The sequence below is a fragment of the Anaerospora sp. genome, from assembly GCF_032013335.1.
GTDB lineage: Bacteria > Bacillota > Negativicutes > Sporomusales > DSM-15969 > Anaerospora.
The window spans coordinates 1-16059 of sequence record NZ_DALZUO010000047.1; the positions used below are offsets into that span (position 1 = coordinate 1).

The 16059-nt window shown below is 45.4% G+C and carries 13 protein-coding genes; all 13 read left to right on the forward strand.

The genetic code is table 11. From position 1 onward, the window contains the following. Window positions 1-284 precede the first annotated feature (284 nt). The 13 genes from rpmG to fusA all read left to right on the forward strand — a co-directional run bounded on the left by rpmG (window position 285) and on the right by fusA (window position 15978). Window positions 285-434, forward strand: coding sequence for a 50S ribosomal protein L33 (rpmG, locus tag RTR76_RS20525; protein WP_007937822.1), 150 nt, complete (start codon window positions 285-287; stop codon window positions 432-434). 167 nt (window positions 435-601) lie between these two features. Further along, a complete protein-coding gene (gene secE / locus RTR76_RS20530; RefSeq protein WP_312524476.1) occupies window positions 602-817 on the forward strand; it encodes a preprotein translocase subunit SecE in 216 nt (71 codons plus the stop codon). A 44-nt stretch (window positions 818-861) separates the two neighbouring features. Beyond that, window positions 862-1398, forward strand: a complete 537-nt coding sequence (gene nusG / locus RTR76_RS20535) for a transcription termination/antitermination protein NusG (protein ID WP_312524477.1) — start codon at window positions 862-864, stop codon at window positions 1396-1398. A 115-nt stretch (window positions 1399-1513) separates the two neighbouring features. Continuing rightward, window positions 1514-1939, forward strand: coding sequence for a 50S ribosomal protein L11 (rplK, locus tag RTR76_RS20540; protein WP_132083805.1), 426 nt, complete (start codon window positions 1514-1516; stop codon window positions 1937-1939). A gap of 203 nt (window positions 1940-2142) precedes the next feature. Next, window positions 2143-2847, forward strand: a complete 705-nt coding sequence (gene rplA, locus RTR76_RS20545) for a 50S ribosomal protein L1 (protein WP_312524478.1) — start codon at window positions 2143-2145, stop codon at window positions 2845-2847. Window positions 2848-3028: 181 nt separating this feature from the next. Then, window positions 3029-3559 carry a 50S ribosomal protein L10 gene (gene rplJ / locus RTR76_RS20550; RefSeq protein WP_312524479.1) on the forward strand — a complete coding sequence of 177 codons (531 nt, stop codon included), beginning with the start codon at window positions 3029-3031 and terminating at the stop codon, window positions 3557-3559. Window positions 3560-3796: 237 nt separating this feature from the next. Continuing rightward, window positions 3797-4165: a 50S ribosomal protein L7/L12 gene (gene rplL / locus RTR76_RS20555; protein ID WP_312524481.1), complete on the forward strand. Its 369-nt coding sequence runs from the start codon at window positions 3797-3799 to the stop codon at window positions 4163-4165. A gap of 428 nt (window positions 4166-4593) precedes the next feature. Further along, a complete protein-coding gene (rpoB, locus tag RTR76_RS20560; RefSeq protein ID WP_312524482.1) occupies window positions 4594-8427 on the forward strand; it encodes a DNA-directed RNA polymerase subunit beta in 3834 nt (1277 codons plus the stop codon). Window positions 8428-8446: 19 nt separating this feature from the next. Beyond that, window positions 8447-12394, forward strand: coding sequence for a DNA-directed RNA polymerase subunit beta' (gene rpoC, locus RTR76_RS20565; protein ID WP_312524483.1), 3948 nt, complete (start codon window positions 8447-8449; stop codon window positions 12392-12394). Between the two features lie 223 nt (window positions 12395-12617). Next, the gene (locus RTR76_RS20570; protein ID WP_312524484.1) at window positions 12618-12863 is read left to right on the forward strand and encodes a ribosomal L7Ae/L30e/S12e/Gadd45 family protein; all 246 of its coding nucleotides are present in this window, start codon (window positions 12618-12620) and stop codon (window positions 12861-12863) included. A 98-nt stretch (window positions 12864-12961) separates the two neighbouring features. Next, window positions 12962-13339, forward strand: a complete 378-nt coding sequence (rpsL, locus tag RTR76_RS20575; RefSeq protein WP_312524485.1) for a 30S ribosomal protein S12 — start codon at window positions 12962-12964, stop codon at window positions 13337-13339. Window positions 13340-13382: 43 nt separating this feature from the next. After that, the gene (gene rpsG / locus RTR76_RS20580; RefSeq protein ID WP_312524486.1) at window positions 13383-13853 is read left to right on the forward strand and encodes a 30S ribosomal protein S7; all 471 of its coding nucleotides are present in this window, start codon (window positions 13383-13385) and stop codon (window positions 13851-13853) included. A gap of 46 nt (window positions 13854-13899) precedes the next feature. Then, the gene (fusA, locus tag RTR76_RS20585) at window positions 13900-15978 is read left to right on the forward strand and encodes an elongation factor G (RefSeq protein WP_312524488.1); all 2079 of its coding nucleotides are present in this window, start codon (window positions 13900-13902) and stop codon (window positions 15976-15978) included. Window positions 15979-16059: the final 81 nt, after the last annotated feature.

The following is a 16059-nucleotide window of genomic DNA, read 5'->3' on the forward strand; positions in this document are numbered from 1 at the left end:
AAGGTGGCCGTACTGTTGGCGCCGGCGTTGTAACCGCTGTAATTAAGTAAGAAAAGGCACGTATAAAACTTTCTCAAAATGGGAATGTATAATAAGCAGGGGGAAACCCCTGTTTATTTCTTTGTTCTAAGCATAGGGATTTTGTGTAAAAATAAAATGCCCGGGTGCGTGGGCTATTGACATAGCAGGATAATATATGCTAAATTATATTAGCGATATTACGCAAGCTTGTCATAATATATAGGTGAGTCTTGTGATTTTTAGGGGTAAGTGAGGTGTAACGGATGCGCAACGCGGTAACATTGGCCTGCACAGATTGCAAACAACGCAATTATCAGACCAATAAGAACAAAAAAAATGATCCTGACAGATTGGAATTTAACAAATACTGCAAGTTTTGCAAAAAACATACTTTACACAAAGAAACGAAATAACGTATAATTGTGCCTGTATTGACATAAGCAGGAGCTTGAGTAATCCCAAGCATGGGGTGTAGCTGGTAGAAGAGCGGTTTAAAAACCGGTATGTCGTTGCTTCGGATACTGCTGACCCTATCATGTTGAGTTATACAGATTAGCAGTCACGACGGGGATGTGAGGAAATGGCAGCCCAAGAAACGGCTATTCAAACCAATATGCCGAGGTGGAAGAAATTTTTCCGTGAAGTCAGAGCTGAATTGAAAAAGGTCACCTGGCCGACCAAGAATGAACTTATTTCCTATACGGGAATTGTTTTTATTTCTGTCGTTTTAGTGGCTGTGTTGATTTGGATTATCGATGCCGCTCTGGCAAAAGTGCTTGAATTAATCATTAAATAGGCTAAGGGGGTAGGGGAGCGCGTGTAACGCATCCCTTAAGGCGAATGGAATCTGAGAAAAAGTGGTATGTCATCCACACTTATTCCGGTTATGAAAACAAGGTAAAGGCAAACCTTGAGAAGAAAGTTCATTCCATGGCTATGGAAAATGAAATCTTCCGGATCCTTGTGCCGATGGAAGATGAAGTGGAGATAAAAGACGGCAAAAAGAAGGTTGCCAAGCGTAAAATTTTCCCTGGCTATGTGCTTGTGGAAATGAATGTTAATGACAGGTCGTGGTATGTAGTCCGTAACACACCTGGTGTAACCGGCTTTGTTGGCTCAGGTACCAAGCCTATCCCGCTTACCGTCGCTGAAGTCAAACAAATTTTGAAGTCGCAAGGTGTGGAAGAAGTAGCCAAGCCTAAAGTGGACATGAAGGTTGGAGAACAAGTTCGGATTACTTCGGGAGCATTTGAGAATTGGTCCGGTGCAGTAACGGAGATTCATGCAGATCGCGGTAAGCTGAAAGTTCTTGTTAATCTTTTTGGTCGCGAAACTCCAGTAGAGTTAGATTTTTCTCAAGTTGAGAAAGCTCTCTAATATAACTTCAGTTATAAAAAAACTCAAGTTAAGCGATGCTGTAAAGTATCGATCCACGTGGGAGGGTGCAAAACCCGTAAACCACATTCTCATTGTAAGGAGGTGTAACTAACAAATGGCTAAAAAAGTTGTAAAAATGGTAAAGTTACAGTGTCCTGCTGGTAAAGCAACTCCGGCACCTCCGGTCGGCCCTGCGCTCGGTCAGGCTGGTGTTAACATTATGGCCTTCGTAAAGGAGTTCAATGAAAGAACAGCTTCGCAAGCTGGATTGATCATTCCGGTAGAAATTACCGTTTTCGAAGATAGATCATTCACTTTCGTTACCAAAACTCCCCCGGCAGCCGTACTGCTGAAAAAAGCAGCTGGTATTGAAACTGCATCCGGAGAGCCTAATAAGAAAAAGGTTGCTAAGGTTTCCCGTACAAAAGTACGCGAAATTGCCGAAAGCAAAATGCAAGACCTTAACGCTGCCAGCGTTGAAGCAGCTATGCGCATGATTGAGGGCACTGCCCGCAGCATGGGTATCGACATCGTAGACTAGTCACTAGTTGTCTAGTGCTAGGCTGCGGCTGTTCAAAAGCTGTCAGATGCTAGGCGCACCGAGAATCGTAGCGGAGGCGTACTGGAAAGTACGGTGAGCAACGAATCGCAGGTGCAACAACGCAGATGACAGGTTTTCAACAGTCGCAAACGCTCGTGGGAGGGGTAGCTTTCCCGTTACAACCACAAAGGAGGAATTTTTAAATGGCAACACATGGCAAGAAATATGCTGAAGCATTTAAACTAGTAGAAAAAGACAAGTTTTATGATCCTGAAGAAGCGATCGAACTTGCTAAGAAAACTGCTAGTGCGAAATTTGACGAAACTGTAGAAGTGGCTTTTCGTTTAGGCGTTGACCCTAAACATGCCGATCAGCAAGTGCGGGGAGCTGTTGTTCTTCCACATGGTACTGGTAAAACCAAGCGCGTATTGGTATTTGCCAAAGGCGAAAAAGCAAAAGAAGCTGAAGTTGCCGGTGCTGACGTCGTTGGCGCTGAAGATTTGGTAACTAAGATTCAAGGCGGCTGGGCCGATTTTGATGTAGCTGTAGCTACTCCTGATATGATGGGCTTGGTAGGTCGTCTAGGTAAGATTCTCGGTCCTAAAGGTTTAATGCCTAACCCTAAAGTAGGTACTGTAACTCTTGATGTGACTCGGGCGATCAATGAAATTAAAGCTGGTAAGATTGAATATCGTACCGACAAAGCGGGCAATATTCATGCACCTATCGGTAAAGTATCTTTCGAAAGCGAAAAGTTGTTGCAGAACTTCCGTACGCTTGTTGACACTTTGCTGAAAGTAAAACCAGCTGCTGCTAAGGGCCAGTACATGCGCAGCATTACGCTGAGCACCACTATGGGTCCTGGCGTAAAGGTGAATGTCCTCAAAGCTCCCGGTAAAAAAGAGTAGTAACTGAATAAGTTTTGCTTGGCTATAGACAGCAGGTATGATAATGGACTTTGGGTCCGCCTGCCGAGGCCGGGGTTTTGTTGCGATAGGTAATATTTATTGCCAATTAGCGACCTCCGGACGTTCTAGTGCCGTGAGGTCGCTTTTTAATTTGCCGTAACCTTATAAAGGAGGTGTAATAATGGCTGTAACAGTCGAAAAACAAACAGTAGTTGCCGGTATGAAAGAAAAACTTGCTGCAACAAAAGGCGCTGTATTGATTAACTACCGTGGCCTAACCGTAGCTCAGGATACTAAGCTGCGCCGTAAATTCCGTGAAGGCGGAGTTGAGTACAAGGTAGTAAAAAATACTCTTACTCGTATTGCTGCTAATGAAATTGGTATTGAAGGTCTTGATTCCTATTTGGAAGGCCCCACTGCAATGGCATTTTCAGCAACTGATCCAGTAGCACCAGCAAAAATAATTTCTGATTTTATCAAAGAAAGCAAACTTCAAAACATTGAAGTTAAAGCTGGTTTGGTAGAAGGTAAAGTTATTACTGCTGAGGGAGTTAAAGCTCTGGCTAACCTGCCGCCGCGCGAAGTGCTTATTGCACAAGTACTGGCTGGTTTCCAAACTCCGATTGTCGGTATCGTCAATGTTCTTCAAGGTACTATCCGCAATGCGGTTTATGTGCTTGAAGCGATCCGCAAACAAAAAGAATCCGCTTAAAGCCGGTCGGCATAAGCAGCCCATCTGCGTTGTTGCCCCTGCGGGCGTGCGCTGCACCCGTTCTAACAGGTTCTGCGTAATCTGGAAGTCGCACTTCAATAAAGGGTGCGGACATCCAGTACGCCTTTGCTTACGTCCTCGGAGCGCCTAGCATCTGGACTACTTCTGCAAACCTAAACTTGGGCACAAACTAAATTAATTAAAATTATTAAAAGAAAGTTTTGGAGGTTTTTTAAAATGACTAAAGAACAAATTATGGAAGCTATTGAACAAATGACAGTTCTCGAACTGTCCGAGCTGGTAAAAGCTCTTGAAGAAAAATTCGGTGTATCCGCAGCAGCTCCTGTAGCTGCTGTAGCAGCTGCTCCTGCTGCTGCTGCTGCTGCTGAAGAACAAACTGAATTCGACGTTATCCTTACCAGCCCTGGCGCTGGCAAAATCAACGTTATCAAAGTTGTTCGCGAATTGACTGGCTTGGGTCTGAAAGAAGCTAAAGATCTTGTTGACGGAGCTCCTAAACCTGTTAAAGAAAAAGTTTCTAAAGCCGATGCTGAAGCTATCAAAGCTAAGCTTGTTGAAGCTGGCGCATCTGTTGACGTTAAATAATTGTCAACTAGAGAAAGAGTACCTGCGCTTTGCAGGTACTCTTTTTTTCTTATCAAATACCGATGCTTGCGGGCTGTCGCTCTAACATTGTTTTACTGCTTTGGATAAAAATTCTTGACATACCAGCACTTATATGATAACATTTCTAAATGCGACATATTATCTGCTTGTAGTTTTTTTATACACGATATGTATAAAATTCTGATTGGCAGGAAATAGTAAAATAATGGAGGATGAAACACCATTTCATTCGGATTGAAAAAAGCAAGGTCCTCATGGAAACTGAAGAGACTTGCTTCTTTTCGTATTTGTCAGACAGGACAACGTATCGCTGTCTGCCTGGCATGACTATTCTAATTATATATAATTAGCTGTAGTTTTATGTGACGCCATGTCAGCTAAAATAGGCTAAGGGGTGAAGGATGTAGATGTTCAATCCTGTTCCGGTAGGCAAAAGAATCAGGTACAGTTATGCAAAGATTAATGAAGTACTGGACATGCCGAATCTTATTGAACTGCAAAAGAATTCCTATAATTGGTTTCTCAAGGAAGGCCTGCAGGAAATATTCCGTGATATTTCTCCCATCCAGGACTTTACAGGGAATTTAGTTCTTTCCTTTGAAAATTTCACGTTAGGAGAACCTAAGTATCACGTTGAGGAGTGTAAAGAGAGAGACGTTACATATTCTGCCCCCTTACGTGTGAATGTTCGCCTAATTAACCGTGAAACGGGTGAAATTAAAGAGCAAGAAGTATTCATGGGTGATTTTCCGCTCATGACTACAAACGGCACATTTATTATTAATGGGGCTGAGCGGGTTATTGTTAGTCAGCTCGTTCGCTCGCCTGGTGTGTATTATGGTGAAACTATTGATACTACAGGCAAGAAGCTGTATAATGCTACGGTTATTCCTAACCGTGGTGCTTGGCTTGAACTGGAGACGGATGCGAATGATGTTATTTCAGTTCGCGTAGACCGGACTCGGAAATTGCCTGCTACTGTACTGATACGCGCACTCGGCTGGGCTTCAAATGGTTCTATTCTAGAGCTATTCTATGATGATACCCGTGTTCGTGCTACTTTAGAGCGCGATAGCACAGATTCAAAAGAAGAAGCACTAGTCGAAATTTACAAGCGTCTTCGTCCTGGTGAACCACCGACGGTTGAAAATGCGACTCAGTTATTAGAATCGCTCTTTTTTGATCCGAAGCGGTATGATCTGGCTACTGTAGGCCGGTATAAGCTTACGAAAAAACTTGGCTGGAAACGCCGCCTTATGGGGAAAACGCTCCATCAGCCGCTTGTTGACACCACAACCGGTGAAATTATTGTGGCAGACGGAACGGTGCTTGATGAAAAAGCGCTTATTCGTATTGAGGAAAGCGGTATATTTGCCCGCCCTGGTTTGGCAGAAGTCATTATCCGCCAAAAGGATGGCAGCCCTGTAAAAGTTATTTGTAACTCGGTTCTGCCGTATACCCACCGCACTGTTACGCGGGAAGATATTATGGCATCTATCAGCTATCTACTAAACCTAATGGATGGTCATGGCCATACTGATGATATTGACCATTTAGGCAACCGGCGTCTGCGTTCTGTTGGTGAATTGCTGCAAAATCAGTTCCGCATTGGTCTTTCCCGTATGGAAAGAGTAGTAAAAGAACGTATGACGATTCAAGACATTGATGTTATTACACCACAAGCACTGATTAATATCCGTCCTGTTGTGGCTGCAATAAAAGAATTCTTCGGTTCCAGTCAGTTGTCTCAGTTTATGGATCAAACTAATCCGTTAGCGGAGTTAACACATAAACGCCGTCTCAGTGCATTGGGACCTGGTGGTCTCAGCCGCGAACGTGCTGGTTTCGAAGTTCGCGACGTGCATCACTCTCACTATGGTCGTATGTGCCCGATTGAAACCCCGGAAGGTCCAAACATCGGTTTGATCGGCTCTTTGTCTACTTTTGCACGTGTGAATGAGTTTGGCTTTATTGAAACGCCTTATCGTAAAGTTGATAAGTACAATAAGAAAGTCAGCGAAGAAGTTTACTACGTGACTGCCGATGAAGAAGATGAAATGATTATTGCCCAGGCCAACGAAGGTCTTACGGATGAGGGCTGGTTTAAAGAGCCGCGCGTTACCGTTCGGTATAAGCACGATATCCTTAACGTTCCGGCAGAGCAAGTTGACTACATGGACGTTTCGCCAAAACAAGTAGTATCGATTGCAACAGCAATGATCCCGTTCCTTGAGAATGACGATGCCAACCGTGCTTTAATGGGTGCGAACATGCAACGTCAGGCAGTTCCACTCTTGCGTACGCAGGCGCCTCTTGTTGGTACCGGTATGGAGTATAAGGCTGCCCGTGATTCAGGCGTTGTCATTCTTGCTAAGAATGCTGGCCGGGTAGAGCGTGTTAGTGCTACAGAGATTTATATCCGTACAGACAACGGCAGTCTGGATACCTATAAGATGCTCAAATATATTCGTTCTAACCAAGGAACATGTATCAATCAAAAGCCGATTGTATATAAAAATGAGCGGATTGAGAAAGGGCAGGTCTTAGCAGATGGTCCTTCCACTGACAGGGGAGAGCTGGCATTAGGGTTTAATGTGTTGGTTGCTTTTATGCCGTGGGAAGGCTACAACTATGAGGATGCTATCCTGCTTAGCGAAAAACTGGTTAAAGAAGATGTGTTTACCTCTATTCACATTGAAGAATACGAATGTGATGCACGTGACACTAAGCTAGGGCCGGAAGAAATTACCCGCGATATTCCCAACGTAGCCGAAGATGTATTGCGTGATCTCGATGACCGCGGCATCATTCGAATTGGTGCAGAAGTTCGCCCCGGTGATATTCTGGTTGGTAAAGTAACTCCTAAGGGAGAAACAGAACTGACGGCAGAGGAGCGCCTGCTTAGAGCCATTTTTGGAGAAAAAGCGCGAGAAGTACGCGATACATCGCTAAGAGTGCCTCATGGTGAAGCTGGTAAAATTGTCGATGTGAAAGTTTTCAGCCGCGAGAATGGTGACGAATTGCCGCCTGGCGTAAATCAACTGGTCCGCGTCTATATCGCTCAAAAGAGAAAAATCTCTGAAGGCGATAAAATGGCCGGCCGTCATGGTAATAAAGGTGTTGTTTCACGCATCATGCGTCAGGAAGATATGCCGTTCATGCCTGATGGCACTCCAGTGCAGATTGTGCTTAATCCGCTAGGGGTTCCGTCCCGTATGAATATCGGTCAGGTGCTGGAAACACACTTAGGCTGGGCGGCATCTGCATTAGGCATGCAAATTCAGGCGCAATCGCCTGAAGTTGAAGAACGGCTAAAAGCTGTTAACTACAACTTTAGCAAACACGGTATGCCTGAACCTGATATTGCAGGTATTCATCTGGCAACGCCAGTTTTTGACGGTGCAAGGGAACACGAGGTTTTCCATACTCTTGAAGCCGCAGGATTACCATCAGACGGTAAAACAGTATTGTATGATGGACGTACAGGTGAACCGATGGATAATCGCGTAACCGTCGGATACGTATATATGCTGAAACTTGCTCACTTAGTTGATGATAAAATACATGCCCGTTCCACTGGTCCGTACTCACTTGTTACACAACAGCCGCTGGGTGGTAAAGCTCAGTTTGGCGGCCAGCGTTTCGGTGAGATGGAAGTTTGGGCACTGGAAGCATATGGTGCGGCCTACACATTACAAGAGTTGCTGACAGTCAAGTCTGACGATGTAGTAGGACGTGTCAAAACATACGAAGCTATTGTAAAAGGCGAAAATGTGCCTGAACCGGGAGTACCTGAATCCTTTAAGGTTCTTATTAAAGAACTGCAGAGCATTGGATTGGATGTTAAGGTACTTACGGAAGATGCGCAAGAAATCCTTATTCGTGAGTCTGATGAAGATATTCATGAAACTGCAAAAGAACTTGAACTTAGCCTAGGTGGCGAAGAAGCTCGCCCGTCACCTCATGAACGAACACGCACTGAGCTGGAACCCGACATGGTGGATGAATTGGAAAGCGGCGACAGTCTTGAGCCATTAGAGGAAGAATTGGATATTATTGCCGAGATTGGCGATATGGACAATGACAAGTTTGATGCAGCTGAGCCTGACCTTGATTCGGATGATGAATTTATCCCTGCCCGCCTTAAAAGCGGCGCAAAGAAAAGCAAGGTTAAAGACGGAGCACCGAAAAAGATCAATCCTCGTGAATATTTAGATGACCTGGAAGACGACTTCGAGTAGAGAAGGGAGCGATAACTCCTTGTTGGATGTAAATAATTTTGATTCCATGCGCATTGGTATAGCATCACCGGAACAGATCCGTAAATGGTCTCACGGTGAGGTAAGAAAACCGGAAACTATTAACTACCGTACTTTGAAACCAGAAAGAGAAGGCTTGTTCTGCGAGAAAATCTTCGGGCCTACACGTGACTGGGAATGTCATTGCGGCAAGTACAAACGCATCCGCTACAAGGGGATTGTTTGTGACCGTTGCGGCGTTGAAGTTACCCGCTCCAAGGTACGCCGTGACCGTATGGGCCATATTGAACTGGCTGCACCGGTATCGCATATCTGGTATTTCAAAGGTATTCCCAGCAGAATGGGACTTATTCTTGATATTTCTCCCCGCTCGCTAGAAAAGGTACTCTATTTCGCATCGTATATTGTACTCGATCCGGGCGATACGCCGTTAATGAAAAAACAGCTGTTAACGGAGAGTGAATATCGCGACTATCGTGATAAATATGGCAGTGCCTTTAAGGTTGGCATGGGTGCTGAAGCCATAAAAAAATTGCTTGAAGAGCTGGATCTGGAAAAAATGAGCCGTGAACTACGTCAGGAACTGCGCGAAGTCAGCGGGCAACGTAAAATTCGCGCGATTCGCCGCCTTGAAGTAGTTGAGGCTTTCCGTAAATCAGGTAATAATCCTCATTGGATGATCATGGATGTTGTCCCGGTTATTCCACCTGAATTACGGCCGATGGTACAATTGGACGGTGGCCGTTTTGCCACCTCTGACCTAAATGATCTCTACCGCCGTGTTATTAACCGGAATAACCGGTTGAAAAGGCTGCTTGACCTGGGAGCACCGGATATCATTGTTCGCAATGAGAAGCGCATGCTACAGGAAGCAGTTGATGCACTGATTGATAATGGTCGTCGAGGCCGTCCAGTAACCGGACCTGGCAACAGACCGCTCAAATCGCTTTCCGATATGCTTAAAGGGAAACAAGGCCGGTTCCGCCAAAATCTTCTCGGCAAGCGTGTCGATTACTCCGGTCGCTCGGTTATCGTTGTTGGACCTGAACTTAAACTTCACCAATGCGGCTTGCCGAAAGAAATGGCGCTAGAGCTCTTTAAACCTTTTGTGATGAAAAAGCTGGTTAATGCCGGTCATGCTCATAATATTAAGAGCGCTAAACGGATGGTTGAAAGGGTACGCCCGGAAGTATGGGATGTACTGGAAGAAGTAATCAAAGAGCACCCCGTGCTCTTAAACCGTGCACCGACGCTGCATCGTCTTGGTATCCAGGCTTTTGAACCGGTACTTTCGGAAGGCCGGGCCATCAAAATTCATCCGCTCGTTTGTACCGCTTATAACGCCGACTTCGACGGTGACCAAATGGCCTGCCACGTTCCTTTGTCTGCTGAGGCTCAGGCTGAGGCACGTGTACTGATGCTGTCCGCTCACAATATCTTATCAACTAAAGACGGTAAGCCGGTGGCGACTCCTACGCAAGATATGGTTCTTGGTGCCTATTATCTGACTATCGTAAGGCCTGGCTCACAGGGTGAAGGAAAAATATTCACTAATTATGATGAGGTTATGCTTGCGTACCATCATAGTGAGCTTGCGCTGCAAGCCCCGATTAAGGTTCGGATTGCTAATTATGGGTTAGTCAATACAACAGCCGGACGCTTAATCTTCAATGAGGCACTGCCGCAAGAACTGCGCTCTTACTCACAAAAAGACGGCGAATGGCATTTAGGCATCCTAATGGATAAGAAACAACTGGGTAAACTGGTTGCGGATTCTTATCGCCGCTTCGGCAACTCCCAAACTGCAGAGGTGCTTGACCGGGTCAAGACACTGGGCTTCTCCTTTGCGCGTAGAGCGGGGATGACCATTGCTATTGCTGATATTAAAGTACCTGAAGCCAAGAAGGCGATACTCGCCCGTACTGACGGTCAGGTTGAAATGATTGAAAAACAATACCGCCGCGGTTTAATTACCGAAGACGAGCGTTATAAAAAGACAATTGATTTATGGACCAAGGCTACCAATGAAGTTACGCAGGCGATGATGGACAATCTTGATCCATTTAACCCTGTCTACATGATGGCAAACTCCGGTGCCCGTGGTAATATTCAACAGATTCGTCAGTTGGCAGGTATGCGTGGTCTTATGGCTGATCCATCGGGCCGTATCATTGACTTGCCAATCAAAGCGAACTTCCGTGAAGGTCTGACAGTACTTGACTACTTTACCTCTACTCATGGTGCCCGTAAAGGCTTGGCTGATACGGCGCTTCGTACAGCTGACTCTGGATATCTTACCCGCCGTCTAGTTGATGTTGCGCAGGATGTCATTGTCCGCGAAGAGGATTGTGATGTAGTAGGTATTAACCTTGTCCGGGAAAGAGCACGTCTGGCTAAATCCAGCAGCGGTGCTATTACCTTGCTGCGAGACACGCTGATCGGGCGGGTGCTTGGCCAGGATATAGCTGATCCGGCAACAGGGGAAACTTTAATTGCAATGGATACTATCTTAAGTGATAATCATCTGAAACTTATCGGCGATCATAATGTTCCTTCTATTGTAGTACGGGGGTCGTCGACAGCTACAGCAGAAGATGTTAACAGTTCTGCTGAGAGCGAGACTATCATGCTGGGTGAGCCGGAAGAGAAAGTTCGTACAGCATTGAAAGAAGCCATGTTCCGCGAAATGCTTGGTAAGAATACTGTTGAAAGTGTAAAAAACAGCGAAGGCGAAGAATTGGTTCCTGCCAATACACCACTTGCTGAAGAACACATTGAAGCAATTCTCTCTAGTGATGTGCTGGAAGTCCGGGTTCGCAACAATAACATACGTGGCATTGAAGTAGAAGCAATCATTGAAGGCAGTGGTGTGATTGAGCCTCTGCGCGACCGAATTATCGGACGCATCTCGGCAGAGGAAATCGCTGATCCGAAAACTGGCGAAGTAGTTGTTGCTTTGAACGAAGAAATCGATGAAGAAATGGCTGACCGTATTGTCAGCTTCAAGGAAAAAGTATCGATCCGTTCTGTTCTGGTTTGCAAATCACGCTACGGCGTGTGTATTAAATGCTACGGCCGTAATTTGGCGACCGGTCACATGGTCGACGTCGGAGAAGCAGTTGGTATTATTGCTGCTCAGTCTATCGGTGAACCGGGTACCCAGCTTACCATGCGTACTTTCCATACCGGCGGCGTAGCTGGTGATGACATTACGCAAGGTCTGCCGCGTGTTGAGGAGCTATTTGAAGCGCGTAAACCGAAACGTCAGGCTATTATTACTGAGACTGAAGGTACAGTCGAGGTAAAAGAAATCAAGGGAATTCGCAAAGTTACCGTACTTCCGCCAAGTGGGGAAGAGCGGGTTTATCAAATTCCCTATGGTGCAAGACTTATCGTCAAAGAAGGCCAGGTATTACAAGCCGGTGACCGCTTGACGGAGGGCTCGGTTAATCCCCATGATATCCTTCGCGTGCAAGGTCTTAAAGAAACACAACGTTATCTGGTGTATGAAGTTCAAAAGGTTTACAAGTCTCAGGGCGTTGAAATTAATGATAAGCACATCGAAGTCATGGTGCGCCAAATGATGCACAAAGTTAAAGTAGAAGAGCCGGGCGATACTGCTTTACTGCCAGGCGAATATATCGATATCAATACCTTTGAAGAAGAAAATGCGCAAGCTATTGAAAAGGACGGAGAGCCGTCAGTTGCTCGTCCTACCTTGCTTGGTATCACAAAAGCTTCTTTGGCGACTGACTCGTTCCTGTCGGCAGCGTCCTTCCAGGAAACAACCCGGGTACTTACAGAAGCCGCTATTAAAGGAAAAATCGATCCGCTGCTCGGTTTGAAGGAAAATGTTATTATCGGTAAGCTTGTTCCTGCCGGTACCGGTATGAGCCGTTACCGTAACATTAAGTTAAAAAAGTCTATAGAAACTGCTAAACCGAATTAATAAAGTAGGGCACTTGGTATTTTGGCTGAATTTTAGCCGAGCCAAGTGCCTTTTTTTATGCAAAACTTGTATTTCGATTCTCCTTATGATACACTAGGAACCGTGGTCAAGAAAATAGGCGAAAATGCTGGAATTGCTGTTGACATTTGGTTATCGTGAGTGGTAAAATATTAAAGTGCCTGCGAGAAAAAATATTTTTTTGTAATACAAGGGAGTGGGTCTGATGACGATAGACACACTAAAAGCGGCCAAAAAGGCAATTGGTGCTAAACAAACAGTAAAATCTGTTGAGCGGGGCCAGGTAGAAGTGGTTTTTTTGGCAAGTGATGCTGAAAATCGAGTAGTTCAACCCATTCGTGAACTTTGCAGTAAAAAAGATATTGCAGTGCAAGAGACGTTAACGATGCAGGAATTGGGGCAAGCTTGTGGTATAGCGGTTGGAGCTGCGGCTGTAGCTGTACTTAAGTGAGTGAACTGAGGACAAGCGTGGTAATGTTTTACCTAAAGGTTAACGCCTAAAGGTGAAATTAATTATAAATACCAACTGTAGAGGAAGGAGGTGCACATATGCCAACAATTAACCAGTTAGTGCGCAAAGGTAGAGAAGCGATTGAGCAAAAATCCACAGCGCCTGCGTTGAAAGAAAGCCCGCAAAAGCGTGGTGTTTGCACTAGAGTATATACAACTACTCCGAAAAAACCGAACTCAGCGCTGCGTAAAGTTGCCCGTGTACGGTTAACTAACGGTATTGAAGTAACTGCGTACATCCCTGGTATTGGTCATAACTTGCAGGAGCATTCTGTTGTTTTAATCAGAGGCGGCAGGGTAAAAGACCTTCCAGGTGTTCGCTATCACATCATCCGTGGTGCGCTTGACACTGCCGGTGTACAAAAACGTTCGCAAGGCAGATCGAAGTATGGCACTAAAAGAGCCAAGAAGAAATAAGCGTGCCAGCTAATGGCAGATTTCGGATGAAGGAGGGAAACAAATGCCAAGAAAAGGTCCTGTGACTAAACGTGACGTATTGCCAGATCCGGTTTACAACTCTAAGTTAGTAACCCGTTTTATCAATAAAATCATGTATGATGGCAAAAAAGGTGTTGCAGAAACAATCGTATATGATGCATTTGATATTATCCGGTCTAAAACCGGTAAAGATCCATTAGAAGTATTTGAGGCTGCGCTGAAAAATGCTATGCCTGTTTTGGAAGTTCGCGCTCGCCGCGTTGGTGGTGCTAACTACCAAGTGCCGGTTGAAGTTCGTGCAGACCGTCGTTTATCGCTTGGTATCCGCTGGATGGTGAATTACTCCAGACTGCGCGGTGAAAAAACCATGCATGAAAGACTTGCTGCTGAGTTGCTTGATGCATCGAACGGCACTGGTGCTACTATTAAGAAAAAAGATGATACCCACAAAATGGCTGAAGCTAATAAAGCTTTTGCGCATTATCGGTGGTAATATCGGGACTACACGATTTGTAGTCCCAGCATAAGGAGTGAAGATAGTGGCCAGAAAGTTTCCTCTTACTAAGACGCGAAACATAGGCATCATGGCACACATTGACGCCGGCAAGACCACTACAACAGAACGCATACTTTTCTATACCGGCAGAGTGCATAAGATTGGCGAAGTGCATGATGGTGCTGCTACGATGGACTGGATGGTGCAGGAACAAGAGCGGGGTATTACTATTACCTCGGCGGCCACTACATGTCAGTGGGATGGGCACCGTATCAATATTATCGACACACCTGGACACGTGGACTTCACTGTTGAGGTAGAGCGTTCGTTGCGAGTACTTGATGGCTCGGTTGCAGTCTTCTGCGCTAAAGGTGGCGTAGAGCCGCAATCGGAAACGGTATGGCGTCAAGCTGACCGTTATGGGGTTCCCCGGATGGCTTATGTAAATAAAATGGATATGATCGGTGCAGATTTTTATCGTGTTGTTGACATGATGAAAACCCGTCTGGGTGCTAATGCAGTGCCTATTCAACTGCCGATCGGCTCGGAAGATGTTTTCAAAGGAATCATCGACCTTGTGGAAATGAAAGCCATGATTTACACTGATGACCTCGGAAAAACCAGTGAAGCCACTGAGATTCCAGAAGACTTAAAAGAACAAGCTGAACTATATCGGCAAAATATGCTTGATGCGATTGCGGAAAGCGACGATGAACTGATGATGAAATATCTTGAGGGTGAAGAACTCACTGTTGAGGAAGTTAAATCAGGAATTCGTAAAGCAACAATTGCCTGCAAATTGACACCGATGTTGTGCGGTTCGTCTTACAAAAATAAAGGCGTACAGCCGCTGTTGGATGCTGTAATAGCCTATATGCCTGCACCTACCGATATTCCTGCCATTAAGGGTGTTAATCCTGATAGTGGTGAAGAGGATTCTCGGGCAGCTGATGACAGCCTGCCGTTCTCGGCATTAGCTTTCAAAATCATGGCTGACCCTTATGTCGGTAAATTAGCCTTCTTCCGGGTGTATTCAGGTAATTTGAGCTCAGGCTCATATGTTTACAACTCGACTAAAGGCAAAAAGGAACGAATTGGCCGTATTTTGCAAATGCATGCCAATCACCGTGAAGAAATCGAAGTCGTTTATACAGGCGATATTGCTGCAGCGGTAGGTTTGAAAGATACTACTACTGGTGACACGCTTTGCGACGAAAAAAACACTATCATCCTGGAATCAATGGTTTTCCCTGAACCGGTTATCTCGGTAGCTGTTGAGCCGAAAACCAAAGCAGACCAGGAAAAAATGGGCATTGCCCTTCAGCGTCTTGCTGAAGAAGATCCTACCTTCCGGATGCATACTGACCAGGAAACAGGTCAGACCATTATCTCCGGTATGGGCGAATTGCACTTGGAAATAATCGTTGACCGGATGCTTCGCGAATTCAAAGTGGAATGCAATGTTGGCAAACCGCAGGTTGCTTATCGTGAAACGATCCGCAAATCGGTTAAAGCAGAAGGTAAATTCGTACGTCAATCCGGTGGTCGCGGCCAATACGGTCATTGCTGGCTGGAACTTACTCCGCTTGAACCTGGTCAAGGGTTCATCTTTGAAAATAAGACAGTGGGCGGTTCGATTCCAAGAGAATTTATCAATCCGATTGAAGCAGGCGTAAAAGAAGCAATGGATACTGGCGTTTCGGCCGGTTACCCGATGGTAGATATCAAGGTTACTGTCTTTGACGGTTCGTATCATGATGTTGACTCCTCGGAAATGGCGTTTAAAATTGCCGCATCCATGGGCTTCAAAGAGGGTTGCCGGAAAGCTACCCCAGTCTTGCTTGAGCCGTATGAAAAAGTGGAGATCACGGTTCCGGAAGAATACATGGGCGACGTCATCGGCGATATTAACTCTCGCCGCGGACGGATAGAAGGTATGGAGTCCCGCTCGGGCGCTCAAACCATTCGTGCGTTTGTACCACTTTCCGAAATGTTCGGATATGCCACAGACCTTCGTTCACGGACGCAAGGCCGCGGTAACTACTCGATGGAATTCGATCACTACGAAGAAGTACCGAAAAACATCGCTGAAACCATAATCGCCAAAGTAAAAGGCGCTTAAATTTAGCATTAGGGAGGCAAAAACAAATGGCAAAGAAAAAGTTTGAAAGAAACAAGCCACACGTAAACATTGGAACAATCG

Coding starts and splice junctions, on each gene's coding strand:
- RTR76_RS20570 (WP_312524484.1), top strand. CDS start 12,618: ATGACGATAGACACACTAAAAGCGGCCAAAAAGGCAATTGGTGCTAAA.
- rplA (WP_312524478.1), top strand. CDS start 2,143: ATGGCAACACATGGCAAGAAATATGCTGAAGCATTTAAACTAGTAGAA.
- rplK (WP_132083805.1), top strand. CDS start 1,514: ATGGCTAAAAAAGTTGTAAAAATGGTAAAGTTACAGTGTCCTGCTGGT.
- rpoB (WP_312524482.1), top strand. CDS start 4,594: ATGTTCAATCCTGTTCCGGTAGGCAAAAGAATCAGGTACAGTTATGCA.
- rplJ (WP_312524479.1), top strand. CDS start 3,029: ATGGCTGTAACAGTCGAAAAACAAACAGTAGTTGCCGGTATGAAAGAA.
- rpmG (WP_007937822.1), top strand. CDS start 285: ATGCGCAACGCGGTAACATTGGCCTGCACAGATTGCAAACAACGCAAT.
- rpsG (WP_312524486.1), top strand. CDS start 13,383: ATGCCAAGAAAAGGTCCTGTGACTAAACGTGACGTATTGCCAGATCCG.
- nusG (WP_312524477.1), top strand. CDS start 862: ATGGAATCTGAGAAAAAGTGGTATGTCATCCACACTTATTCCGGTTAT.
- rpsL (WP_312524485.1), top strand. CDS start 12,962: ATGCCAACAATTAACCAGTTAGTGCGCAAAGGTAGAGAAGCGATTGAG.
- rplL (WP_312524481.1), top strand. CDS start 3,797: ATGACTAAAGAACAAATTATGGAAGCTATTGAACAAATGACAGTTCTC.
- secE (WP_312524476.1), top strand. CDS start 602: ATGGCAGCCCAAGAAACGGCTATTCAAACCAATATGCCGAGGTGGAAG.